Raw genomic sequence first — 24,667 nt, 5'->3', positions numbered from 1 at the left:
TATACAACAGGAAACTTATTTTAGACCTGACAGCTGTATACCTTCTGTAAAGTACTTCTGGAAGAATAAGAAGATTAAGAAGGTCGGAATAAATGAGAGTGTAGCCCCTGCCATTTCAATACCGAAGTTTCCTTCCTTACTTAAGGTTGAAGCAAGCCCTACTGTGATTGGGTACATCTTCTCATTCGTCATATAAATTAATGGCTGGAATAAATCATTCCAGTTACTTACAAACGCAAACGTTCCTACAGTTGCGATTGATGGAAAGGCTAATGGCATATAAATTTTGCGAAACACTTGAAAATCATTGGCTCCATCCATGCGTGCTGCTTCATCCAATTCCATAGGAATTCCTTGCATGAATTGGCGAACTAAAAATACACCCATTATTGCCCATAGTTCCGGAACAATCAATGCTTGATATTCATTAATCCAACCAAATTTTGAAAACATGATAAATTTAGGAATAATAAGGAGTTGGGAAGGAATCATAATGACGGCCATAAAGGTCCAGAAAATGAACTCTCTTCCAAAGAATTGCTTTCTTGCAAAAATGTATCCAAGTAACCCCGCAAAAAACATTTGTGAAAAAACAGGAATAACCGTAACAACAATGGAGTTGAAAATCCAACGAAGGAAATTATCATTACGAAATAGGTACACAAAATTATTTAAGGATACACTGTCTGGAATCCAAAATAAGGGATCCATTGCTGCATAAGTAGTTTCTTTGAATGAACTTAATACCATGATTAAAAATGGCAGAAGAAAACAAAATCCCAAGAAGAACATGACTACATATTTTAATATTTTTTTGAACAAATTAGTTCATCTCCCTTACAATTACGCTCAGGCTTAATAAATACCTTGATCTTTACCAAAATATTTTTTCTGAATAAGCGAAATGATTAAGATTATCGCGAATAATACATAAGATAAAACGGCTGCATAGCTAAAATTTAAATTTGTGAAGCCTATTTGATAAAGATAAAATACAATGGTACTTGTTGAGAAGTTTGGTCCTCCGTTTGTTAGTAAGAATGCTGAGTCAAAAATTTGGAAGGAACCAATTGTTGTAATGATTAAAACATAGAAATGAATCGGTTTTAATAATGGGAAAGTAATCATCCAAAAGGATTTTAACGGTGAAGCACCATCGATTTTTGCCGCTTCATACATATCTTTTGGAATGGACTGTAGCCCTGCAAAATAATAAATCATTGTACTTCCAGAGACTTTGAAAATACTCAAACCAGCTAATACGATAAGGGCTTGTGACGAATTAGACAAAAACAACTGAGGATCAACACCTACAAAGCTTAACAAGTAGTTAATAAATCCTGATTCTGTTCCTGAAAATAGCCATTCCCAGATACCTGCTACAACAACAAATGATGTAACAACAGGCAGGAAAAATATCCCTTTGAAAAATTTCGTGAATCGAATTCCTGATTTTATGACGAGTGCTAAAATCAAACCAAGTGCCATTGTAGGAAGTATATAATAGAAGGAAAATAATACAGTATTCCAAATTGATTTCAAGGCAATATCATCTTGAAACAATTGCTTCCAGTTTCGTAACCCAACGAACTCAGAAGTACCGATTATTCGATAATTAAGAAACGTTAAGATAAAACTATAAACAAAAGGAATTACTTGAAATATTAAAAAATGGATTAAGACTGGAGTCAATACAATATAGACAAGGCCATTTTTTCTCCATTCGTCTTTGATCCTATTCTTTAAAGGAGGCTTGACCTTTTTTACATTTTTTAGAGGTACATTGTTATGAGTTTCTACGACCTTTTCCAAGCTATCACCTTATTTCTTTTTTGATTAATAAACAGAGAGTTTTACTCACGGAGGAATAAAACTCTCTTTTCGTAAGAAGCTATTCGTTTACGGCTTCGCTAACTCAGCTTCTGTCTTTTCAGCTGCTGCATCTGCTGCTTCTTTAGGAGTTTTTTCTCCTGCCATCATAGCTTGTATTTCAGCCTGAATGAATGGCATGATTGCACGACCTTTTGGATGTATAACACCTGGTAATGCATATTGTGTATATTGTGCTAGCTGACTCATATATTCATTTGAATCAAAGATATCTTTTGCTTCTTCCTGTGTCGGGATATACTGGGTTACAGTATTAAATACACGTTGATTTTCAGCATTTGTAACAGCCTTAACAAATTCCGCTGCTGCATCAGGATTGTCACTATTGGATGGTACGACAAACATTCCAGTTGTACCATATGTTAATTGCTTTTCACCAGTTAATGGTGGTGCAATCGCAAAGTCAAAATTACCTTCTTTTTGTAATGTTGTAATGCTAATTCCAGATCCAAGTTGTGCCAATATTTTTCCAGCGAACCATAATTCATCTTGTGTGGTTGCTGTAATAGAATCTTCTGGAATATATCCTTTTTGATAGAAATTGTTAATCATCTCGAACGCTTTCACACTTTCTGAGCTATTGATTAACACTTCATTGTCTTCTGTTACAACATCTCCACCAGCTTGCCAAATCCATGGATAGATTGTTCCGTTCATTGAACCTCCACCCAGATAATTTAATGCATAGAAATCTTTTTCTTTCGCTTTAGCTGCCCAAGCGTCAAATTCTTCCCATGTTTTTGGGAGATTTGCTGGATCTTCACCTATCGCTTTAACGACATCTAGATTATAGATGAATGTATAAGCTTCTTGTAGAACTGGCAATCCGTACTTCTTACCCTTCCAAGTTGTAGCCGTTAGTGCAGTATCAACGTAACCTTCAATATCTGATTCTTCTAAATAAGGATCTAATTCTAATAACATTCCTACATCTGCATATTGTGGCATTTGGTCAGGAATCGCATAGAATACATCTGGACCATTGTTAGCTGCTAATGCCGTTAGAACTTTTTGATCTCGATTTGACCAAGGAATTGTTTCAATATTAACCTTTACATCGGGAAACTCCTCATTGTAGTTAGCAGTAATTTCCTTCCACATTTCCTCTTCTTTTGTAGCATCACCCGTATAAGGATGCACCCAAACAGTTATTTCACCATCAACTTTTCCTGAATCTTTCCCTTTATCTGGTGTTGTTGACGAATCATTACTACATGCTGAAAAAAGTAAGCTTCCTGTAAGTAAAAGTGCCATGAACGAAAAACGTTTCTTTTTCATCTACGTATTACCCCCTATTTAGTTTAGTTCAGAAAAATCTATTAGACTAAAAATCTCCAAATTATTTATTTCTGTTCATCCCCCCTTTTAAACCACTGTCCATCTGATTGAAAACACCATAATTGGAAGCGTTATCAACGAATATTAAAAAAATGTTAAACTACTATTGCTTGTGTTACTTATATTCTAATTTGTTTATTATATTGTGACAAGTCTATAAACTGTCTTTAATAGGAGACCACATTTAATTTAGTTCCTATACAAATAAATTATGGTTACACATAATTCAAACCTTGTGGAAATGGAAACGGAATCGGAAAAATATCCTTCAAATATGGAGCGTTTTTGCTTCCATTTAAGATCAACTCTTCTAAGTCTTGATTACTCATGATAACCGAATTTCCGTTTAATAATAGACGTTTGTGGTTTTCATCCACAGTCGAAATTTCTAGCTTATCCTTAAAATATGGAGCAAGCTGGTGTAGCAATACATCCAATTTTACTATCTTTATTGTCCCTGGATATTGTTGTTTTACCTTTTCTTGTAATAAGTCAAGCTCTTGGATAAGGTCTTTTTCAAAGGTTGGTACATTCACTACCAAGGAATCTAGTCCATCGTTAAATGATTCCGACAGTAAAGCTCGGATTGCATCTGGATCCCCTCCCCATTCAATGACGCGAGAGTCCACTCCATCTTGTTCATGGTATGGTAGTCCGAATACTAAAAACGCTTTAATTTGATGATTGTCTTCAGCTACGAGAACCTTATGATTCATTTTAAAAATGCTCGCAAACCCTGCTGAATGATTAAGCTGAGCCATCTCGTACATTGTTTGTTCATAACGCACTCGTCGATTGTGACTAAGCTTTCTCAGTGTAAACCAATCATAAGGGCCAAGCTCACGCACTGTATACGACTTGTTGCCTGTAAGTTCACCCTGTCTAATCTTGTATTGATTTATTTCTCCATAGTGAGTACAACCTTGTTTAATGTAGATTGGTAAATCACCTGAAATAAATAGAACGGATGCGCCGGACTTATTCACATGATCAAAGATCATCTCTAAAAGTGTATTGGCTAAGCCTCGTCTTCGATAAGTAGGCTCCGTACAGACTGCACCAATTGAATATGCCTGTACCTCGGCACCTTCAATATGTAAAACAGATGGAACTAATCCAATAAAAGAAACTAGTTTTTCATCGATAAATGCACCATAGGATTGATTGAATGCAGGAGAAAACACTTGTGGGAAAGCAATTCCCATTGACACATGCCCTTCTTTACGAAAAACCTTATCTGCTAAATCAATTGCCTGTTGAAATTCATCTTCTTTTAATAAGCGGTATTCAACCATTTAGCCACCTCCTCTTTGCAAATTCCATATTGAAATAATATAAGTGTTTCAAAAATGGAATCGCTAACAATCTATTTCATGTTATAATACAACTAAACTTTATTCGACTTACTTTCTATTTTATTTTAATTTTAATAAGTGACAAGTCTATTAATTGTCTTTAAATGTTTTCATAAGAATTTTTTTACATTTTTTGTGAAATGTGGTGATTTATTTGGGTGGATGGGAGAGATTTAATACTTTTGCGATTTGGATGTTGAAGATAGCATATGTCAATATACTGTGGATTGGTTTTACGATTTTGGGATTGGGAGTGTTCGGTCTATTCCCTTCGACGGGTGCGATGTTTACCATTGCTCAAAAATGGCTTCGTAAAGAACCTGTTGAGAAGATTTTACATACATTTTGGAATACCTATAAAAAGGAATTCATTTCACTTAATAAATTTGGCTTGTTTTTTATTGTAATTGGTTATATGTTCGTTTATGACTTTATGTTTGTACAAAAAAATATTGATCAAATACAATTCTTGTACCCAGTCCTCTTATTTTTGGCGATAGCATATATAGTAACCTTATTATACTTCTTTCCTGTATACACACAATTTGAAATGAAATTCTTTCAATATATTAAACAATCCTTTTTGATTGCTGCTAGTTCCCTTTTAGAAACCATACTCATTTTGACAGCATGTATGCTTGTTGGGGTACTCATTAATCTTATACCAGGGATAATTCCGTTTTTTACAGGAAGTGTATTAGCAATCGTCATTACCTGGTGTAGTAACCGCGCCCTTGTCAAAATGAAAAGTAAGAAAAAGATTGTTACAAACTAAACTATTAGATAGAGTGTCTTAATCCTATGACACTCTTTTTTTCATGGGTGTTTTATCATGTTCGGATTTAAAGTCTGTTAAAGGTCTTGATTATTCCTATTATTCTTTTAAACTTTAAAGTAGATTTGAAAGGGTTATCATGAGGACCCCATCTAAGGAGGATATCAAAAATGGATTTCAGTCAATTACATTATTATGTACCTACTCCAAAAGCAAGCGAACCATCTATAATAAAAAGAGATTTAGTCATCTATGGCGCAACTCCCGCAGGTATTACATCGGCAATTCAAGCAAAGCGGATGGGGCTATCTGTCGTCGTTGCTGAATTTGGGAAAAATATCGGTGGAATCACTGCTAGTGGTTTAGGTGCCTCTGATATTGGTGCAAAGGAAGCAATAGGTGGTTTATCGAGAGAATTCTTTCAAGAATTAGGAAACTATTACAATACAAATGAACAGTGGACTTTTGAACCGAAGGCAGCCAAATACGTTTTTGAAAAATGGCTCAAGGACTATGAGATTGAGGTTGTCTATAATCAGCATGTCGTAGATGTAAAAAAAGAGAATAACAGAATAACAGAAATGATTATGGAAGATGGAACTACTTATATAGGCAACTTTTTCATTGATACAAGTTACGAAGGTGACGTAATGGCTAAAGCCGGTGTTTCTTATTTTGTAGGTAGAGAATCGAATGCCACCTATAAAGAGACCTATAATGGGATTCAATTCGGACACCCCCATCACCAATTTGAAAAATGGATTGATCCCTATGTAATAAAAGGTGACCCTTTAAGTGGAGTTTTACCAGGCATTTCTGAATCAAATCATGACACTCTCGGCTATCAAGGACAAGGTGACCATCGAATTCAGGCGTATAATTTCCGCATATGCTTAACGAATCGTGTTGATAATCGTGTTCCTTTTCCAAAACCACCTGCCTATAACCCGGAGGATTACTCATTGTTATTACGTTATATCGATGCAGGTGTGTGGGATGCTATGAACCTTCATACGATGCTTCCAAATGGAAAGTCTGATTTAAATAACTATGGAGGGTTTTCAACAGATTATATTGGGATGAATTATGAATGGCCTGAAGGAGATTTCGCAACACGTGAAAAAATCTTCCAAGATCATTTTACATATAATCTAGGATTACTTTACTTTCTAGCGAATGATGAACAGGTTCCTAAAACGATTCGGGACGAGGTCTCCCAGTGGGGATTAGCTCGTGATGAATTCGAAGAAACTGAACATTGGCCACACCAACTATATATACGTGAAGCAAGAAGAATGATAGCTGACTATGTGATGACGGATCACAATTGTTTAGGTGACGTGGTGGTAGATGATTCAATCGGACTCGCATCCTATCAAATGGATTCCCATCATGTTAGAAGATTGATTATTGACGGACGAGTCTACAATGAAGGAGACGTTGAAATACCGATCTCACCCTATCCAATTTCCTACCGTTCGATTCGTCCAAAGGCAGAAGAATGTACAAACTTACTTGTTCCTGTTTGTTTATCGAGTTCACACATTGCCTATGGTTCCATACGCATGGAGCCCGTATTCATGATTTTAGGTCAATCTGCAGGAGCTGCAGTTGCTTTAGCCCATAAAAACAAAACAAATGTACAGGACATATCTTATGAACATTTGAAAAATGAATTACTTTCTTTCGGCCAAGTACTCGAATGGGATGATACTATTGAGGATGACCCTGTATTACGAATGAAAGAGACGTTTGGAAAAAAATAAAAGGAAGGACTACATTTTAATGTAAATGTAGTCCTTTCTTTTATGATAAAAACCCTTCCCCATTATTAATCTACCTTGAAGTAATCACCCCGTCTTTCGTATGATATCAAGGTGCTAGCCAATCCCTACTTTAGGACTAAAAATATTATCGTCATTTTAAAGACTACATTCTTTCATTATCCTTTAAATGAAATCAGAAAATTTTTAATAGTTTAACCCACTCTCTTATTCATAAGAAAGTGAGTAATTCAAATGGAGGTGAAGGTCCTTTCGAGCGTATCTATCAGTAAAATTTTGATTCCAAGGAGGAATATGCATTGAAAGAGAAAATAAAATTATTTTCTATCGCTATACTTGCAACACTTCTCGTTTTCTCCACTCTTCCCTTTTACCAACAAACGACTTCCGTAGCGGCTGCCGATGAATGGAAGGAATTGAGTGTTGATAATGGTGATTTTGAAGCAGAACCATCATCCGAAACAGATCTCCCATCATGGGTGTATTGGACTGGAGGCTATAAGACCGGAATGAGTATATCAGACGATGTTGTATATGCTGGCAAGCAAAGTCTTGCGGTCAATAATAACGGTGTAGTAGGTTTATTCAGCCAAGAAGTTGATATAACAGAAGGTAATCAATATAAATTATCAGCACAGCTGTATGTCGAAGAATTAACTGGAAAACCGGGGATTTGGCTTCGCTGGACAAATAATGAAGGAAAAATTATTCACGATAATCCAAAATATTTTGATGTTCCAGAGTTTAATAAATGGCAAACGGTAGAATTTGAAGCGACAGCCCCGGCCGGTGCAACAGGAGTAAAGCTCTTTATCTACCAAGCATCTACATCCAATATGAAGGGTTATTATGATGACGTAAAGGTATTCGAAAAAAAATCTAATATTTTAGATTTCCCTATTGAGTATGATCAACCGATTAATCACGGACCTGCTGCGTTAGCTGCCAAATCTCAAGGAGTAGCGATTGGGGATGATGAACTCTACTATGCTACCAACGGCTCACCAGCAACCTTTTATGCAGCTGATGCTAAAACAGGAGAAAAAATATTTTCTCAAGAACTGCCAGGAAGTGATGTCGTCTGGGCAATGGTCATAGGTGCCGATGGGAATGTCTATTTTGCAGGCACCTATAATGGAATTTTATACAGATATGTAGTTAAGGAACAACGCTTAGAGCAGCTTGGGAAAAATCCATCTGATAATTGGGTTTGGCAGCTAGAGGCCTCAAACGATGGAAAAATCTACGGAGCAACCTATCCAAATGCAAAAGTATTCGAATATGATATTGAATCTGCACAATTTAATGATTTAGGTACCTTTTATGAAGGGCAGCAATATGCACGTGGACTTGGAATTACTGATGAAAGTCTTTATGTTGGCACAGGTACAACCGCGTATTTAATGAAAATGGATCTTGCAACCAGTGAAAGAACGGAAATTAAATTACCAATCACAGGTGTTTCTACACAAATATCGAATATTTGGGAATATGGAAATCATATTTTTGTCGCCTATGGGACTTCGATGGTTACAATCGATAAAACAACAGGTGAAGAAAAGAATACAATGGATTGGCAGGATGAGCATACTTTTGATGGGCTTATCTCATCCCCTTCCCCATATGATGAAAACATACTTTATTATATTAATAAGAATACACAACAATTATGGACCTATGATATGACGACACATGAAACAGCAAAGGTAGAACCAACGGTACAGCTACCTGCAACACCTGCCAAAGCAATGCGTTGGATAAAGGATGAAAGTGGTAAAGATGTATTAGCAATCTTACACCATCAAATTGAATATTCAATCTATGACCCTACTACAAATTCAGTAAAAGTTAGCTACCCTGAAGTTGATATGCAGGGCCTATTAATGCAAAGCTTAGAAATTGGAGAAGACCAAAAGATCTATATGGGTGGCTATCAAGGTTCCTTTGGAGTCTTTGATACTTCGATCGATAAATACATCCTACAAGAACGTGACCCTCACCAAATCGAAGGAATCGGATTTTTAAACGGGGATGTCTATTTAGGAACGTATGGCGGTGCCAAAATTTATAAATATGATCCAAAACTTCCGTTTAGCTTTTCAGGTGGAAAATATGGAGAAAATCCTGAATTGGTACAAGACATTGAGGACGATCAAAGCAGACCATTCACATTCACATCCGGAGATAACAAGCTCTTTATTGGTACGATCTCTGATTATGGTAGATTAGGCGGAGCGCTTACTATTTATGATGCTAAAACGAATGAATGGAATACAATTCGGAATATCATTAATAATCAAAGTATTATAGGATTAGCTTATCTTGACGGAACGGTATATGGAGGATCCACTATTGCTGGTGGTTTAGGTATTGACCCGACTGAACCAAAAGCAAAAATGGTTGAATATAAGGTGGCAACAGGTACACATGAAGAATTCGATCTTCATGTAGAAGGATTAACTAAGCCTGAAATGATTGGTGAACTGTCCGTTGGCCCGGATGGAAACATTTGGGGTGTCGCTTGGGGCTTAGATGAAGCAGGCAAGTATAATACTGTTATCTTCGCCATGAATCCAGATAATCGAGAAATTGTAAAAAGCACACAGCTTTATCAAGGTGTAAACCGCGGAAGCCAATGGCGGCCATTCTTCATTCGCTGGGATAACCAAGGATTCCTTTACACAACAGCTGGTCGTACTTTAACGGTTATCGATCCGGAAACAATGAAAAGCAAGCAATTGGTTACAGGTAATGTCCAATTGATGGATGTGGATAATGAAGGAAATATTTACTATTCATCAGACCATAACTTGTATCAACTACCTGTTCCACTTGAAAATGGAACATTAACTGTAGAAAGTGATTCAATACAACAAGGTGCCGAGCAGAGTATCAATCTAACTGCTACCCTTATCAATGGAAACACAATTGATTTAACAGGAGCTCAAATTGAGTGGATCAATTCAAATCCTGATGTAGCTAGCCTTGAAGACGGTAAAGTTCTCGGTAAAAATGCTGGAACGACAGAGATTTATGCAACCGTTTCGTATAATGGCGGTGAAGTCAAGACCAATACAATTGTTATCACTGTCGAAGTCACAACCGACACATTGGCAAAGCATATTCTTGAACTCGAAAAAGCAGGAAGCATTCCACATCCAGTGGCTCAACAGCTAAGTAACCGATTAGCACAAGCAGAGCATCATTACCAAAATGGTAAAAAAGATCAAGCCGTAAAACATCTTAAGGATTTCCGTAAGCATCTAAATAATAGCAGCATAGACGGCAAAATCAAAATTTCACTACAAAATAATGTGACTGCTATTGAAGAAGCATTTAAAAAATAATTGATAGAAAAAGGTCTTCTGCGTGAGCAGTAGACCTTTTTTGTAATTCTTTAATAAAGTTAACCAAATAAGATATTAACTTAATGGTTACCTTGTTTGTTTGGTTTACCAGGATTCTCAGGTTTACCTGGTTTGTCCGGTTTGCCCGGTTTATCAGGCTTACCTGGTTTGTCCGGCTTACCTGGTTTATCCGGTTTACCTGGTTTATCAGGCTTACCTGGCTTACCTGGTTCGGTTGTTTCATCGGTCCAAGCTATCGTATAGGTTAAGGATGATTTTTCATCAGTACCCGTAACTTTAATTTCTGATTTATTGGTTGAATGTACGATTTCTACAGTGGCACCTGTTTGACTAGTCTCTATTACGATATTTTCAGTTTGTTCACCGGATAGAGTATATTTTAATGCTCCAGGCTGAAAACCTTCAAGTGCTTTTCCGTCAATAGTAATGGATTTTAAGGTTGCATCTGTCTCAGGTACAGCAATTTTATGAAGTTCACTTCCTATTGCATAATAGATGCTTCCATCGACACCTACGGTCATACTGTTCATGAAATCTTCAACAAGTACTTTATAATTTAATGTCTCGGGGTCAATCGCTATAAGGCTTCGGGATAAAGTTGTATAAAGCATACCATCTGGACCCCACTCAAGTTGATAAGGATACCATTTACTACTATTATATAGGCTTGGTCGTATCACTTTGCTATCAACCACTTCATAGGTTTCTGGATCCATTTTAAAAATAGTTCCTTCAACAGCACCCCATAGGTAGCCATCAGGTCCGATTGATAAATCACCAATCATACGTGGGGTAGCGTCAATGCCAGGAATCTCCGGTGTGAATTCAGCGATTTTTTCACCTTTTTCAACATCCCATACAAAAATTTTAGCTTCATCTGCTCTCGGATTGATTCCTAGACCACCCCATACAGAAGTACCCCCAAATAATTTACCATCGTGATAAGCTAAACCAATAATACTTTGGTCCTGAACTACATTGCGTTGTTGGAACCATTCACCAGTATCCTCATCATAGATTGCTAGAGCCCCACCTAATACACCATAATCAGGGACTGTTCCAACAAATAGTTTGTTATCACCTGAAGTAATCACAAATGGACGATCCTGTTCATCTTTGATATCATATTCAAGCTGTGGATTGCTATTTAAGTCCACTGGCTGATTTGGGTCATAGCTGTACATAATGGCACCTACATACGTACCAAGATAAACTGTATCATTCAAAAATCCGATCCCCTCTGGCTGAGCAAAGGAAGAAATATTTACTTCAACTTCATCTGTGAATGGATTATACACACTCATACCACGCTGATAACCACCCATATATAGTTTTCCATCTGGACCAGTTTCAAGAGATTGGATGGCGACTGCTGTTGCAGCAAGATCTAATGCTACAAAGTTCAGTTCATTTGTGTTTGGATTGTATAACATATATTCTCCATATTGTGTAATAAAAGCTAATACTGTTTCGTCAGTAGATAGCGTAATCCATGCCATGTCCTTTACTCGTGGAGTATCTGGAAGAATTGGAAGATCTTCGATTAACGTTTCTACGTTTGTATTCAGATCATATTTAAATAATTGTGTTCCATTTTTATAATAAATCATGTTAGGTTGGGTAGGATCTGGTTCAGAAATCATATTACTAAATTGGAACGAACCTTCAACCTCCATCGTCTCAGGATCAACAACAATCATATTAACTGTTGTAACGGCTACAAGAAGTTTCCCATTCACGACCCAAACATCCTGGATGAATCCGTTCTCACTTGAATGTCCTTCAAGAATAAGCTCCTCTTTTTCACCAGTATGTCGATTAATTTTATACAAATGCTTCGTTGTTCCGATTCCAACGTAAATATAATCTCCATCCACAGCTAGGCCACGTGCGTAATCCTGGTTGGTGACACTACCAAAATCTTTGAATTTACCTGTATTAATGTCATACTCGAAAACACCTGCACCCGGATATGTAGCACCATAAATTTTACCATCCTCTGTCGCTTCTATATCCCATACCCAAGCTGCTGAAGGATTGGCTCCAAGGTCTTGGACTTCTTTTAATTCTGGTACATATCGGTATAACTTACCGTCAGAAGTGCCAGCGAAGTATACATTTTTATCTGGACCAATCGTAATTGCCCACACAGCCTCTGTATTTTCTATTACTTTGGAAAACTTGAGTTCCCCTGTCTCAGCATCTAAAACTGAAAACGTACCTGGTGCACCATTTGAGTGATAATATACTTCATTTTCACCTAGACTATTTTCCTGAATCGCCCCTGCTTGACCTAACTGAACATGAACCATTTCCCCTAAATTAATAGGCTCTGCATATTCACGATCAAACTTGGAATCATCCGTAACTTTTTCAAAAGTAACATCGTCAAAATAGACCTCTGTAAAACTAATACCACCAGAATAGAACGCGAGTCTTGCATATGCTGCATTATCTGGAACAACACTAAATACCTTTAAATTAGTCCATTCATTTTTTGGAAGATTACCATTTAGTTCTCTATGTTGCGTAATACTATTATTGTTTGCATCAAAATATCGAATTTCGGTCACAACGTTATGGGTCTGACTTACAACATTCGAATAAACAGTTAATAAATAAGAAGCTCCCGGTTCAACTACTATTTTATCACTCAAGACACTCACACCTGCTTTGTCTGTAGTATCATGTAAGTGTACACTTTGTGCTCCTGTACGAGCTCTTTCCGCACTTACTTGAATACCTGGACCTTCGAATTCTGATGTCCAACCAGGAATGTTTCCTTCTTCGACCATTTCTTCAAAGCTAGGGTTCACCACTTCCGTATGGATATCGTCAACTGGAGGCTCTTCAATGGATGTACCTTCAAACGTTACATCATCAATATAAGCTTCCGTGATCGAAGGATGTCCAGAATTGAAACGAAGTTCGACCTGTGTGGCTCCAACCGGAACTTCAAAAGGAACTTGAATTTCAGTCCATTTATTTGTACCTAAAACAGCTGAACCAAAATTAATAAAAGTAGCATTGCCAATCTTTTGTCCTTCATCATTAAAATAATGAACTTCATACCCTATACTATGTGATTGCCTGACAACATTTACAAATGCTTTCGCAATATAAGACTCTCCTGAAGTTACAGAAATCTTTTCACTCGATACCTGCAGATTACCACCTGGATTATTACTATTTTCATCTTTAAAATATAAACTCTTACTGCCTGTATGAGCTTTCTCCCTACTAAATGCGATACTCGTGGAAGGGTTATTGGTTATACGGCTCCATCCCGGATATACAACCTCCTCTTCAAAGGATGCGTTAATTGGTAATGTGTCTGTAGAATCTGAATCCTGCACAATTCTAACATCATCAAAGTATGCTTCTGTGTTAGATGGATGACCTGAATTAAATCTTAGTTCAATCTGTGTGGCTCCCTCTGGAACGGTAAATGGCACCTTGATTTCAGTCCATTGGTTCGTTTCAAGCGCCGCTGATTGAAAATTAATAAAGGTTGCGTTTCCTACCTTTTGATTTTCAGCATCAAAATAGTGAACCTCATAACCTATACTATGCGATTGGTTGACAACGTTAACAAATGCTTTAGCAGTATATGACTGCCCTGATGAAACGGATATTTTTTCACTTGTGACTTGCAAATTTCCACCAGTATTATTCGAATTTGAATCTTTAAAATGCAAGCTTTTTGTGCCAGTATTTGATTTATCCTCGCTTATAGCAATACTAGTGGAAGAATTATTTGTAACAAGACTCCATCCAGGAATCACAGCTTCTTCAAAATCTCCATTAACTACCCTTCCAGGTACCGTTTCAGCATTTACAGCTAGTGATCCAGAAGTAGTAAATGGCACAATTAAACCAAATAATAGAGTAAAACAAAATGTGAGCATTATTATTCTTTTAAACTTTCTACTACTCAATTAACAAACCTCCTAATGTTCGTGTTTATGTAAATCCTGTTTTAACCTCCTTCCTCTAAATACAGGAAGCGTTTACATGAGTTTTCGAAAGAGTTCAATTATCTATTGTAAACTTCTAATCTCCTAAAACTTCCTTATTTCGATTCTACTTAACTATCATCTTCATACATATAGGTCTTTCTTACGATACTCTGTCATAAATTGGACTTTAAGTAAGAACACAGAAAGTTATAGATAATAACTCTAAATAGTGGATTAATAATAGAAAATTTATCCTTCCATTGTAATACTCTCTGTAAAAGTAATGCACAAAAAGAGAGGATGCAATGAATGCAAACCTCCCTTCTCTATTTTGAACTGGGACGATGGCCCTGTCCCTCTGTCCTTTTATAAATGGATAATCCTGATAAAAAGGCCCTCTGCATTAGCAGAAGACCTTTTTGAATTGGATTAACGATTCCGTCTTAGTTTAATAAAACTACTTCCAAACAATAAGCACTATTTTATAAACATCAGTTTTTGAACTATTTTCATAAAATCTTCAAACGAAGGAAAATATGTTCCTTGTTGGTTATACCACTTGCGCACCGTTTCTACTACCCAATATGGAACAGATTTCCCATCAATTAAATGATAATATTCATCATAACCCTTTTTTAAATGTTCCCATCGAAAATCGTTACCTGGCTGAATATATTCAGAAACATCAAGTACCTTTGCTCTTCCATTTTGTAATAAAATATTTTTCAAATGGATATCACGCGGGTTTAGACCTTTACTGCGAACATGATTTCTTGCATCCTCTACATCAATTACAACCTGTTTCGGGATATGAATTCCTTGAAGAATGCAATCATAGAGGGTTATTCCTTCTTCGTAGCTTAATACAAGTACGTTATCATAAGAAGCAAAGTAAGTAGAAAAGAATGGAGATTCTCCAATTGTACGATAAACATTTGCTTCAATTTTAACTTTATCAACTTTGTCCTTTGCATACATTTTATATGCATAAGCGGGAGAATTAAGAAATTGAAAAACTGCCGCATCTGTCCCAACACCTACACACTTTAAATCGTCAGCATCACCAATAATGGTTACTGGTTCGTTATTTGGATTTGAGGATACAGTAATTTTAGAAAGTGAATCAATTGCGATTTCCCAATTTTGTTCCATACTAATCTCCCCTTGAATGGATAAAAACTATAGCAATAATCAACTGATATTAACAGTGTTCTCATTTATTTACTATTACAACAAAAAATGACTACTAATTAGATGTAATATCAGTAGTCATTTAGCTTGCAAAATTTGTGTAAGAAAATTTTTGTAATGTTTGATTTTATTAAGTTATTTTATGAAGCGCATTAGGTTTCCCGTTTAACGTGATGGTTTTGGAGGTTGGCACACATCACATTTTCGTTGGTTATTATTTTTAAATTTGGTAAATGTTTTTTCAAAATTACTACCACATGCACATTTAAATAGTAATTTTTGAGAAAAACCATGAAATTCAGTCGAAAGCAATTTGCTATCTGAATTATTTTCAACAAATTCTGTTATTTTACCAATTGTCCATCGTTTATTCATTCTCTGACACCTCCAGCCTTTTGCTAATAGTTAGGTTTTTCTTGGCTCCCGCTTATTATTAAGCAAATGTAATAATTGTTAATTTTCCAAGAGTGGTTACATATTTAGTCCTTGTTAAACCAAAGCTCATCTTTGTTATCAACTTCGCCATTGTAATTGATTAGAATTTCGTCCCCTGCTTTTATATTTGTGTAAGCATAGAACTCAAATGTGTGATTGTCAAAATTGATTTCATAAATGGCATTAGGTTCATAGGAGTGGTTAAATAGCATGCCATAACCTAGAAGGATCGCAGTATGATTAATCCCATACTCGAAAGCGTAGTCAGCTAGTAAAGTTTTCTCAATGTGTTGATGCTGATCGTTAGGATAAGAAATCACAGGTGCCTCATGAATTAGCTGCCCTTTTTTGATGTCAACTGTAGCAAATACTCCTCTATTGAATTCGCCGTCACTTAGTAAAGATTTTTTTATCTCAATCATGTTGTTTTACCTACCAGACTTTTAAGATTTTCCTTCTAACTTTAACACTAATCCCCAAAAATAAAAACCTTAAAAGAAGTTAATTCTCACAAATGTAAAGAAAGGCTACAAAAATGCAACAAATAAAATACTTGTTACGAGGGGTAATGGACTATTCCGCTGGAACTAAACTCGCAAAAAAGTTGAAATTTTTCCAAAATTAATACATGATTATGATAAGGATGGTGAATCGAGATGGTAGTGGAATTAGATGATGCATCAAGGCAGTGGATTGCCTCAAAAGGAAATGAATTTACGGTTAAAACACTAGAAGTCAAGGCATGCTGTGCACCTGGTGTTCAAGAGCTTGTAGCGGTGCCAGGGAAACCGAAGAATGCTGGGTCTTTTCGTAAGGTGAGTCAGGATAGCATAGACATCTATATTCAAAAAGGGATCAGCAAAGAGAAAACGCTTACTGTATCTTTATCAGGATTTAGCTTCTTAAAATCACTTTCTGCCAAGCTCCATTAAAAAAACACCCATTCTGTTTTCAGAATGGGTGTTCCTCTTTTTATGCTACTTCTTTAGCTGATTGTTCGACTAATACATGTTGTGGTATTTTAAATAGTTTTATCCATTTTGCGATCGATGTTACAAGAATTATAAATCCAAGGATTAACATGATAATAGAAAGTACACCGTTTAGCACATTGTAGCCCGCATTCTCTGCGTTGAGGTATACATTTGTAACCATCCAGTAGCCTGCTACGTTTACTGTGACATAAAGGTATGAAAGTGGTACTAGACATGTCAGCATGTACCAGCGTTTGTCTGCAATTTTTAAGATAACGGTAGCACCTACAATTAAACCGATTGAGGCCATTAATTGGTTCGATACCCCGAATAAGGCCCATACAGAACTTATATCACCTGAGTACAGTAGGTAGCCCCAAACAAAACATGCTAATGCACTTGCAAAAATGTTCGCTCCGATTGAATCGGTACGCTTTAATGGTTTAATAAAGTTTCCAAAGAAATCTTGAATTAGATAACGTGCAACACGCGTACCTGAATCAATTGCCGTTAGGATAAAGACGGCTTCAAAGAGAATAACAAATTGATAGAAATAAGAAGCTAATGTTTCAAAGAATGGAACTTTTGTAAAGATGTATGTCATACCTACAGCAAGAGTAACAGCTCCACCTGTTCTCCCCTCAAGGTCCATTCCAATTTCTTCACTAAGCTCTGCTAAGTGAACTGTTTCCATTCCTAGTGTAGCAAACTTCTCCGGTGTAGAGTTAATAGCAAAATAATCACCAGGTTGTAAAGATACTGCTGCAATTAATGCCATAATAGCTACTAAACATTCAACAAGCATCGCACCAAAAGCAACACCTTTAATGTCTTTCCAACGGCTCACCATTTTTGGTGTGGTACCTGAACCAACGAATGCATGGAATCCTGAAATTGCTCCACACGCAATTGTAATCGAGATAAACGGCCATACTGGACCTGCTATAACTGGACCGCCACCATTAATGAATTCTGTGAGTGCAGGGAATTGTACTGTTGGGTTTACAATGAAAACACCAATAATTAAAGCAGCAAAAACACCAATTTTCATAAATGTACTTAAGTAATCACGTGGTGCAAGCAATAGCCACACCGGTAAAGCAGCTGCAAAAAATGCATATATTGGTAGAATAAGAGCTAATGTACTCTTTTCAAGTGTTAATACATCACCTAACCATGTACCTTGAATATTTGGTCCAAAGAGAATGGCAAGCATAATTAATGCAAAACCTACTGTTGTTGCAAGCTTTAGATTTCCAGTTTTCTTATGGTATAATCCAACCGCCATTGCTATGGGAATGGTTATACCTACTGCAAATGTTCCCCAAGGATTTCGCTCAAGAGCTCCTAATACAACAAGTGATAAACCTGCCATTGTAATCGTAATTATAAAAAGCATCGCTAATCCTGCACAAAATCCTGCAACAGGACCTAATTCTTCCTTAGCAACCTCTGATAAGGACTTCCCTTCTCTTCGCATCGATGCAAAAAGAACCACCATATCATGGACTGCTCCCCCAATTACGGCACCAATTAATAGCCAAAGCATACTTGGTAAATACCCAAATTGAGCAGCTAAAATTGGACCAACTAACGGACCCGCCGCAGCAATCGCCGCAAAATGGTGACCAAAGACCACCCATTTATTGGTGGGTACATAATCCTTCCCATCTTCCAGTTTTTCAGCAGGTGTTGGTTTCGAATCATTAAGCTTTAATACCTTGGCTGCCATGAATGTTCCATATAAGCGATAGGCAATTAACAGAATACAGATTGATCCAATTACGAGTGTAATCGCATTCATTTTTTCTTTCCCCCTTTTATTGATATAAGACTTACTTTAAAACATGAAAAAGCGATTTTGCATTTTTCAAAATAACTCGCAAAAAATTGGGGGTGAATTACAAAATACGACAGTTAAAATACAAAATTTAGAATTGAAACAATTGCTTAAGTTCTTTGACATACGTTCTACTAACTGGAACCTTTGAGCCGTCTCTCATTAAAAGATTATAGGTAGAATTAAACCAAGGCTCAATTTCAATGATATGATCGATATTGGCCAAATAACTGCGGTGTACTCTTAAAAATTTTGAAGAATCTAACCGTTTCTCCAATACTACAAGAGTATCACCCACAATATATGTTTGTTCAATCGTGGCAACAGTGCACTTGCCTTCACTTGTTTCAACATACACGATATCTTCATTCTGTATCAATACTATTTTTTCATCGACTATTAGGGCGATTTTATCTTTGTTCACCTTTCTATTTAATGGCTGCAGTGGCACTTCTATGGTTGTCAGTCTATTAATCTTATTGATCTTGTCAATCGTTTTTTGAATTCGTTTCTCATCAAAAGGCTTTAACAAATAATCAATTGCATTTGATTCAAAAGCCTGTAGGGCATACTCATCATAGGCAGTTGCAAAAATAATGAACGGTATTTTTTGAAGATTTTCAACCTGCTTTGCTAATGTTAGCCCGTTTTCACCAGCGAGCTCAATATCTAAAAATACAAGATCAGGTTGAGTTGCAACGATTTCCTCAAAAGCATTCTCAATGCAATCATTCTCACCAACAACATCCACCTGCTTCGTTCTTTTCAGTAAATATTTCAATTCATCTCTTGCTAATGGCTCGTCATCAACTAGATAGGCTCTCAGCATATTCGTTTAATTCTCCTTTGTGACTAAGTGGAATAGTGATCATTACATTTGTTCCTTGATTTTCCTCACTCTTTATTGAAAGATTTGCATATCCGTTGTAAATTCCCTTCAATCTTTCACTTATATTATAAAGTGCAGAACCATTTCCTTTCGCTGAAGGTACAATTTGCTGGCTTAATAGCTTCATTCTCTCACTTGATATCCCATTCCCATTATCAACTACTTGGATTTGCAATTGCTCTCCTTCTTTACGAATTCGAATCTTTATCTCGCCATTTAATTTACTTTTAGGAAACCCATAATGAATCGCATTTTCTACTAGAGGCTGTAATATAAAAGGTGGAATCTGATATTTTTCTAAACCAGGCTCAATTTGATAGCTAATCGTATATTTATCTGGAAACCGTGTTTGCTCTAATGCTAGATAGGCTTGTACATTTTCAAGTTCTTTCTCTAAGGGAATAAGCATTTGCCTAGCTCCTTGAAGATTACTTCGGAAAAAAGAGCTTAAATCCAATAGTAGTTTTCTTGCCTTATTCGCATCTGTTCTGCAAAGCGCCGAAATCGTGTTAATGCTATTAAATAAGAAATGTGGATGAATTTGGGCATGAAGAGCTTTAATTTCCGCATCTTTTAATAAAACTGATTGCTTTTCAGCCTCAGCAAGCTCTAGCTGTGTTGAAAACAGATTTGCAAGTCCCTCTGCTAACTCCTGCTGAACCTTGTCCAATTTTTCAGGTTCTGTGTAGTACATTTTTAACGTACCAACAATTTTATCCTTCACCTGTAACGGTAGTACAATAGCTGCTTGTATAGGACATGGTGCATGCTTGCATGCGATTTCATTTCCAGATTTTGCAATGGATATTTTACCACTTTCTAATACCTTTTTCGTTAGTCCTGTTTCAGGCTTTATCAATGGAATATGGTGGTCAGACGCAACACCAACATGCGCTAATACCTGATTTTCATTAGTAATGGAAACAGCATCTGCATCCGTAAGCGTAAGCATAATCTTTGAAATTTCCTTGCTAGAATGTAAGTTTAAACCCTGTCGGAAATATGGTAGTGTTTGATCGGCAATATGAAACGCTAAATTTGTTTGGCTAGCACGTGTACGGACATTCTCCCTTTTAATCGCTTTAATGATGAGTAAAAAGACAAGAATTCCCAAACCATTCCCAAGGATCATTGGAAGACTTATAAATTGAACAAGATGCCATGCATGGTCAAATGGCTTTGCCAGCAAAAGAATGATACCCATCTGAATGGCTTCCATTGTCATCCCTACCATTACAGCGAAGCCAGGGGTAATTTGCTTCCCGTTCCGGTGTCTTTTCATTCCAAGATATCCAGCTACAATTCCTGCTAGAATCGTAGAAAACCCACAAGAAAAAGCGGTAAATCCTCCTAATGTAAAGCGATGTATTCCAGCAAGGAGTCCGGCTCCAAGCCCAACAAACGGCCCCCCTAACAAAGCACCAATAACAACTCCCATTACTCTAGTATTCGCTAAAGCACTTTCATTTTCTAAGTCCGATAACCAATCATGCCTACTAATAGAAGTAAAATGAACCTCAACCCCAGTGTAGTTACTAATAATCCCGAATGTGCCAAAGAGGAGGATGAGCTTGATCTTCACATTCATCGTATTCTCGGGTTCAATGATTTGTCGAAAGGATTTCATTTGTGAAAGTAAAAACGCTACAATGACTATAATACCAACCTTCTCAAGCATTAAGGTAGCTAAATCGAACATCTTTATCAATCCTTTTTGTACGGAACTTTTAATAGACTATAAGAATATTATAAAATATTTTTGGGAAAAGGGACAGGTCACTTGTCCTAGAACAAATAAAAACGGGACAGTGACCTGTCCCTCCGTCCCAAACTATAATAAAAGATACGCTACAAGCGTTCCGATAATACTCATAACGATTGCAAATGGCATATTTTGTATGGTAATACGATATGGGCTTTGCCCTGTACCCATGGCAGTTAATGTAACGAGTAACCCGTACGTTCCTACTGTGAAGGTGGCAACAGATCCTGTTATTAAAGCGAGAGCAATACTCACAGGATTCATCACGTCTAATAATGGTGTAATGATCCCAGTTAAAATACCGACCGTAGCGATTGGGTGTATCCCGAACATACTGAAGAAAATAAAGATAGCTTGTATTAAGAACAAGATTAACATCGGATAATCAGAAACATAGGATAGCGGTTTTTGAATCACTTCCAAAAACGCTGTATCTCCTAGACTAGTAGAAAATAAGGAAAGTGAGATAAATAATACAATAAAATTCTGCATGGTATTAGTCTTTGTTTTCCAATTATTCCAGCCAATTATCCAAAAGCTTCTCCGTCTTTTCATAAGTAACGACCAAATATAAGCAAATGGGAAAATAAGGATCGTAACGGTTAAAATAAAACTTAAATCAAATAGACTTCCAATCAATATAACAAGGGTCAGGAACAATACTAGTGCGATGATAAATTGCATCATTTTTTTCACTATTACTTTTTTATTGATTTTTGGTTGTTGATTTATACTTGCTTGTTCAAATTTGTATTTCTTATAATATAAGCGTCCAAAAAGAGAGTCTAATAAGTAGCCAATAACCGCCATCAAAATGAGCCATGGCAAGAGTGTGACATAATCAACTCCCGTGGCAAATATGGACACGGCGACCATGATCTCCAATGGGCTCCATATCAATGCCAATGAGTACCCTCTGAGGGCTGCTGTTGTAATAAATGAATTTCGAATCTCTTTACTAAATGATGCCAAGCTGCCCTTAAGTACATCTTGTGAAATTGTCGCTGCTGATAAATTTAAAAAAGCCGCAAGAATATGCGTCGTTAATGAGCTTCGTGGATACAGTTCACCAAGATCTGCGACATTCACTTTCATCATTAGGTTCAAATTCCGGTCAAACCTTCCACTTCGCACAATGCTATTCATCCAAGGTAACATCGCTAAAAGAGTTAAAAGTGATAGATTCGAAGTTAATAAACTAGGAATGACATGGAATGACTGACCTGTAGTAAAGAATAAATATCCCCCTATTACTAAAAATAAACCTCCGAGAATTTTAAAAAGTCCTGATGCCAAAGGAAATGACACAATTAGCATTAATATAGCAAGTACTCCAAGTATGTAATTGATCGTCTCGCTATCTATGAAAACATTAATCGTATGGAGTAAAAATATGAATGCATAAAAAATATAAAGATAGCGGAACAATGGAAATGGTTTCATTTTGTCCTCCTTCAAAGATGCTTAAATCAAACAATCAAAGTATAGCATAGGAGGAAAAAACTACAAGATAATTCCTGGTTATTCCTTGAAAATAAAAAAATTTAAAGTCTACAATATCCCCCAAAAAAGAAGCTCTACTTCCGTGCTAGGAATTTGCAGAACTACTCTCGCTTCTGATTCAATTTCGTTTTATGATAAAGAACCCGTCCCAACTATGGGTGAGGAAAGTGGATCCGAAATTGAGTCCCTTCGTTGATATTGCTGGTAACTTCAAGTTTTCCATTCATTAGTTTTATTATCTTAAAGACTGCCATCATGCCTAGACCTGTACCTTCTCTACCCTTTGTCGTAAAAAACGGCTCTCCTAAACGTCTAAGCTGCTCGTTCGTCATTCCTTCCCCACTGTCTTTTATTTCAATTACGACACCATCATTTAGTTCATCAGTACCGATAAAAAGATTTCCTCCATTTGGCATCGCTTCTATACAATTTTTAGTTATATTTAAGAAACATTGCTGTAAAAGCTGTGAATCACCTTTCATACGACATGGCACAATATTTGTTTGAATATCAACACAGTTCATATTTGCCATAGGTGTGATCACATTAATAGAACGGTTGAGTTCTTGGTCAAGATCTACTATTATATATTCCTCTTGAACGGTTTTAGCAAAAGTTAAATAGTTTCCAATAATATCATTTGCTCTGTCAATTTCTTGAAGAGATATTTCGATAAACTGATTCCTCTTATCTTCATCCCATTCATTTCTATATAACATTTGTAAGATCCCTTTTACTACGGTAAGTGGGTTTCTGACCTCATGTGATATGCTAGAAGCAAGGTGACTAACTACCTCTAATTTCTCAGCTTTAATTACCTGCATATTCATATTAGTAAAATCTCGTAACATTTCACAAAAATAAAAAATAAAAAATGTACTGAGTAAATGAACTAAGAAAAAAGTTGTAATCACCATATAATCAGACAGATGTAAATGCCCAAATAAAACTCGGGTCAATAAAATGAATGAGCAAAGAAAGAACGAAAAACTACATACTATAAATATTCTCTTGTGCTTCATAGCTCGATCAAATGTATTCCTGATCAGAAGTAAAGCAAACAAAACGATAAGACTTGTAATAGCTGAAGCATAAAAACCGCTTCCAAGTCCTCCTAGATAAAGACGAATAATTAAAAAAATGGCAACTAAAATCAAACTAGCCTTTCTCCCAATGTATAAACCACCAACCATGATTGCAATTGTCCGCAAATCCATGATTATTTCATCACCAATGTGAAACGGAAAGGACATACAACTAATCATTGCGATTAGCACCGAAACTAATTGAAATACTTTTTTTAGTTTGCAGGATAAATTTTTGACACTCGTTTCAATTAAATGAGGAATAAATAAAACAAAGACTATCAAAAAAAGCATATTTAATAATAATGTTTCGATATAAGTAAACACCCTATTCCCCCTATATTATGTTAGAGAATCATCTTATGAAACTATCCGACACAAATTAACAGATAACCTAATGTTATATACAGTTACTTGAATGTTTCTACGATCAGCTTTTTGATTTAGTCGAATAATTTATTCCACCACTAATGGAAAAATTATGAGGGATAAATCGCCTTCAAAAGGATTGTTCTATAA

Annotated in this window: 17 protein-coding genes; 4 read left to right on the top strand and 13 right to left on the bottom strand. The window is 36.3% G+C overall.

What is annotated here, in order from left to right; translation table 11 throughout:
• Positions 1-15 precede the first annotated feature (15 nt).
• The 4 genes from V7097_RS07470 to V7097_RS07455 all read right to left on the bottom strand — a co-directional run bounded on the left by V7097_RS07470 (position 16) and on the right by V7097_RS07455 (position 4,523).
• On the bottom strand, positions 16-792 hold the full coding sequence (locus V7097_RS07470) for a carbohydrate ABC transporter permease (RefSeq protein WP_438824212.1): 777 nt from the start codon (positions 790-792) through the stop codon (positions 16-18).
• 63 nt (positions 793-855) lie between these two features.
• Positions 856-1,812, bottom strand: coding sequence for a carbohydrate ABC transporter permease (locus V7097_RS07465; RefSeq protein ID WP_335702977.1), 957 nt, complete (start codon positions 1,810-1,812; stop codon positions 856-858).
• 87 nt (positions 1,813-1,899) lie between these two features.
• On the bottom strand, positions 1,900-3,168 hold the full coding sequence (locus V7097_RS07460) for a sugar ABC transporter substrate-binding protein (protein ID WP_335702976.1): 1,269 nt from the start codon (positions 3,166-3,168) through the stop codon (positions 1,900-1,902).
• 275 nt (positions 3,169-3,443) lie between these two features.
• Positions 3,444-4,523, bottom strand: coding sequence for a GNAT family N-acetyltransferase (locus V7097_RS07455; protein WP_335702975.1), 1,080 nt, complete (start codon positions 4,521-4,523; stop codon positions 3,444-3,446).
• Between the two features lie 214 nt (positions 4,524-4,737).
• Between V7097_RS07455 and V7097_RS07450 the strand changes: the two genes are divergently transcribed.
• The 3 genes from V7097_RS07450 (at position 4,738) to V7097_RS07440 (ending at position 10,489) form a co-directional block, all read left to right on the top strand.
• Complete coding sequence (locus tag V7097_RS07450) at positions 4,738-5,358, top strand: YesL family protein (protein ID WP_335702974.1); 621 nt, start codon at positions 4,738-4,740, stop codon at positions 5,356-5,358.
• Between the two features lie 170 nt (positions 5,359-5,528).
• Positions 5,529-7,124 carry an FAD-dependent oxidoreductase gene (locus tag V7097_RS07445; protein ID WP_335702973.1) on the top strand — a complete coding sequence of 532 codons (1,596 nt, stop codon included), beginning with the start codon at positions 5,529-5,531 and terminating at the stop codon, positions 7,122-7,124.
• Between the two features lie 317 nt (positions 7,125-7,441).
• On the top strand, positions 7,442-10,489 hold the full coding sequence (locus tag V7097_RS07440) for an FIMAH domain-containing protein (protein WP_335702972.1): 3,048 nt from the start codon (positions 7,442-7,444) through the stop codon (positions 10,487-10,489).
• 80 nt (positions 10,490-10,569) lie between these two features.
• On the opposite strand, the gene V7097_RS07435 is transcribed toward V7097_RS07440, so the two are convergent.
• The 4 genes from V7097_RS07435 to V7097_RS07420 form a co-directional block, all read right to left on the bottom strand.
• A complete protein-coding gene (locus V7097_RS07435) occupies positions 10,570-14,448 on the bottom strand; it encodes a carbohydrate binding domain-containing protein (protein WP_335702971.1) in 3,879 nt (1,292 codons plus the stop codon).
• Between the two features lie 498 nt (positions 14,449-14,946).
• Entirely contained in the window at positions 14,947-15,621 is a 675-nt protein-coding gene (locus V7097_RS07430; RefSeq protein ID WP_335702970.1) for a serine/threonine protein kinase, read from the bottom strand.
• Between the two features lie 204 nt (positions 15,622-15,825).
• A complete protein-coding gene (locus V7097_RS07425; RefSeq protein ID WP_335702969.1) occupies positions 15,826-16,035 on the bottom strand; it encodes a hypothetical protein in 210 nt (69 codons plus the stop codon).
• A gap of 104 nt (positions 16,036-16,139) precedes the next feature.
• On the bottom strand, positions 16,140-16,517 hold the full coding sequence (locus V7097_RS07420) for an SET domain-containing protein (RefSeq protein ID WP_335702968.1): 378 nt from the start codon (positions 16,515-16,517) through the stop codon (positions 16,140-16,142).
• A 234-nt stretch (positions 16,518-16,751) separates the two neighbouring features.
• Between V7097_RS07420 and V7097_RS07415 the strand changes: the two genes are divergently transcribed.
• Entirely contained in the window at positions 16,752-17,027 is a 276-nt protein-coding gene (locus V7097_RS07415; RefSeq protein ID WP_335702967.1) for a CC/Se motif family (seleno)protein, read from the top strand.
• A gap of 40 nt (positions 17,028-17,067) precedes the next feature.
• Here the strand turns inward: V7097_RS07415 and cstA are convergent, their stop codons facing one another.
• The 5 genes from cstA to V7097_RS07390 all read right to left on the bottom strand — a co-directional run bounded on the left by cstA (position 17,068) and on the right by V7097_RS07390 (position 24,475).
• Positions 17,068-18,873, bottom strand: a complete 1,806-nt coding sequence (cstA, locus tag V7097_RS07410; protein ID WP_335702966.1) for a carbon starvation protein CstA — start codon at positions 18,871-18,873, stop codon at positions 17,068-17,070.
• A 127-nt stretch (positions 18,874-19,000) separates the two neighbouring features.
• Complete coding sequence (locus V7097_RS07405; RefSeq protein ID WP_335702965.1) at positions 19,001-19,738, bottom strand: LytR/AlgR family response regulator transcription factor; 738 nt, start codon at positions 19,736-19,738, stop codon at positions 19,001-19,003.
• Positions 19,716-21,497, bottom strand: coding sequence for a sensor histidine kinase (locus V7097_RS07400; RefSeq protein WP_335702964.1), 1,782 nt, complete (start codon positions 21,495-21,497; stop codon positions 19,716-19,718). Before V7097_RS07400 ends, V7097_RS07405 begins: the two co-directional genes overlap by 23 nt.
• Positions 21,498-21,629: 132 nt before the next feature.
• Positions 21,630-23,003, bottom strand: a complete 1,374-nt coding sequence (locus tag V7097_RS07395; RefSeq protein ID WP_335702963.1) for a hypothetical protein — start codon at positions 23,001-23,003, stop codon at positions 21,630-21,632.
• Positions 23,004-23,215: 212 nt separating this feature from the next.
• Entirely contained in the window at positions 23,216-24,475 is a 1,260-nt protein-coding gene (locus tag V7097_RS07390; RefSeq protein WP_335702962.1) for a HAMP domain-containing sensor histidine kinase, read from the bottom strand.
• Positions 24,476-24,667 lie beyond the last annotated feature (192 nt).

It is taken from the genome of Bacillus sp. JJ1562, assembly GCF_036962705.1.
GTDB lineage: Bacteria > Bacillota > Bacilli > Bacillales > Bacillaceae_L > Ferdinandcohnia.
The sequence above is the reverse complement of the archived record's forward strand: the minus strand, read 5'-3'. Positions and strand labels throughout refer to the sequence as shown.

Bases quoted from the DNA above. Each gene is read 5' to 3' on its own strand.
- V7097_RS07470 (WP_438824212.1), bottom strand. From the start codon at position 792: ATGTTCTTCTTGGGATTTTGTTTTCTTCTGCCATTTTTAATCATGGTA.
- V7097_RS07460 (WP_335702976.1), bottom strand. From the start codon at position 3,168: ATGAAAAAGAAACGTTTTTCGTTCATGGCACTTTTACTTACAGGAAGC.
- V7097_RS07455 (WP_335702975.1), bottom strand. From the start codon at position 4,523: ATGGTTGAATACCGCTTATTAAAAGAAGATGAATTTCAACAGGCAATT.
- V7097_RS07445 (WP_335702973.1), top strand. From the start codon at position 5,529: ATGGATTTCAGTCAATTACATTATTATGTACCTACTCCAAAAGCAAGC.
- V7097_RS07430 (WP_335702970.1), bottom strand. From the start codon at position 15,621: ATGGAACAAAATTGGGAAATCGCAATTGATTCACTTTCTAAAATTACT.
- V7097_RS07425 (WP_335702969.1), bottom strand. From the start codon at position 16,035: ATGAATAAACGATGGACAATTGGTAAAATAACAGAATTTGTTGAAAAT.
- V7097_RS07420 (WP_335702968.1), bottom strand. From the start codon at position 16,517: ATGATTGAGATAAAAAAATCTTTACTAAGTGACGGCGAATTCAATAGA.
- V7097_RS07415 (WP_335702967.1), top strand. From the start codon at position 16,752: ATGGTAGTGGAATTAGATGATGCATCAAGGCAGTGGATTGCCTCAAAA.
- cstA (WP_335702966.1), bottom strand. From the start codon at position 18,873: ATGAATGCGATTACACTCGTAATTGGATCAATCTGTATTCTGTTAATT.
- V7097_RS07405 (WP_335702965.1), bottom strand. From the start codon at position 19,738: ATGCTGAGAGCCTATCTAGTTGATGACGAGCCATTAGCAAGAGATGAA.
- V7097_RS07400 (WP_335702964.1), bottom strand. From the start codon at position 21,497: ATGTTCGATTTAGCTACCTTAATGCTTGAGAAGGTTGGTATTATAGTC.
- V7097_RS07395 (WP_335702963.1), bottom strand. From the start codon at position 23,003: ATGAAACCATTTCCATTGTTCCGCTATCTTTATATTTTTTATGCATTC.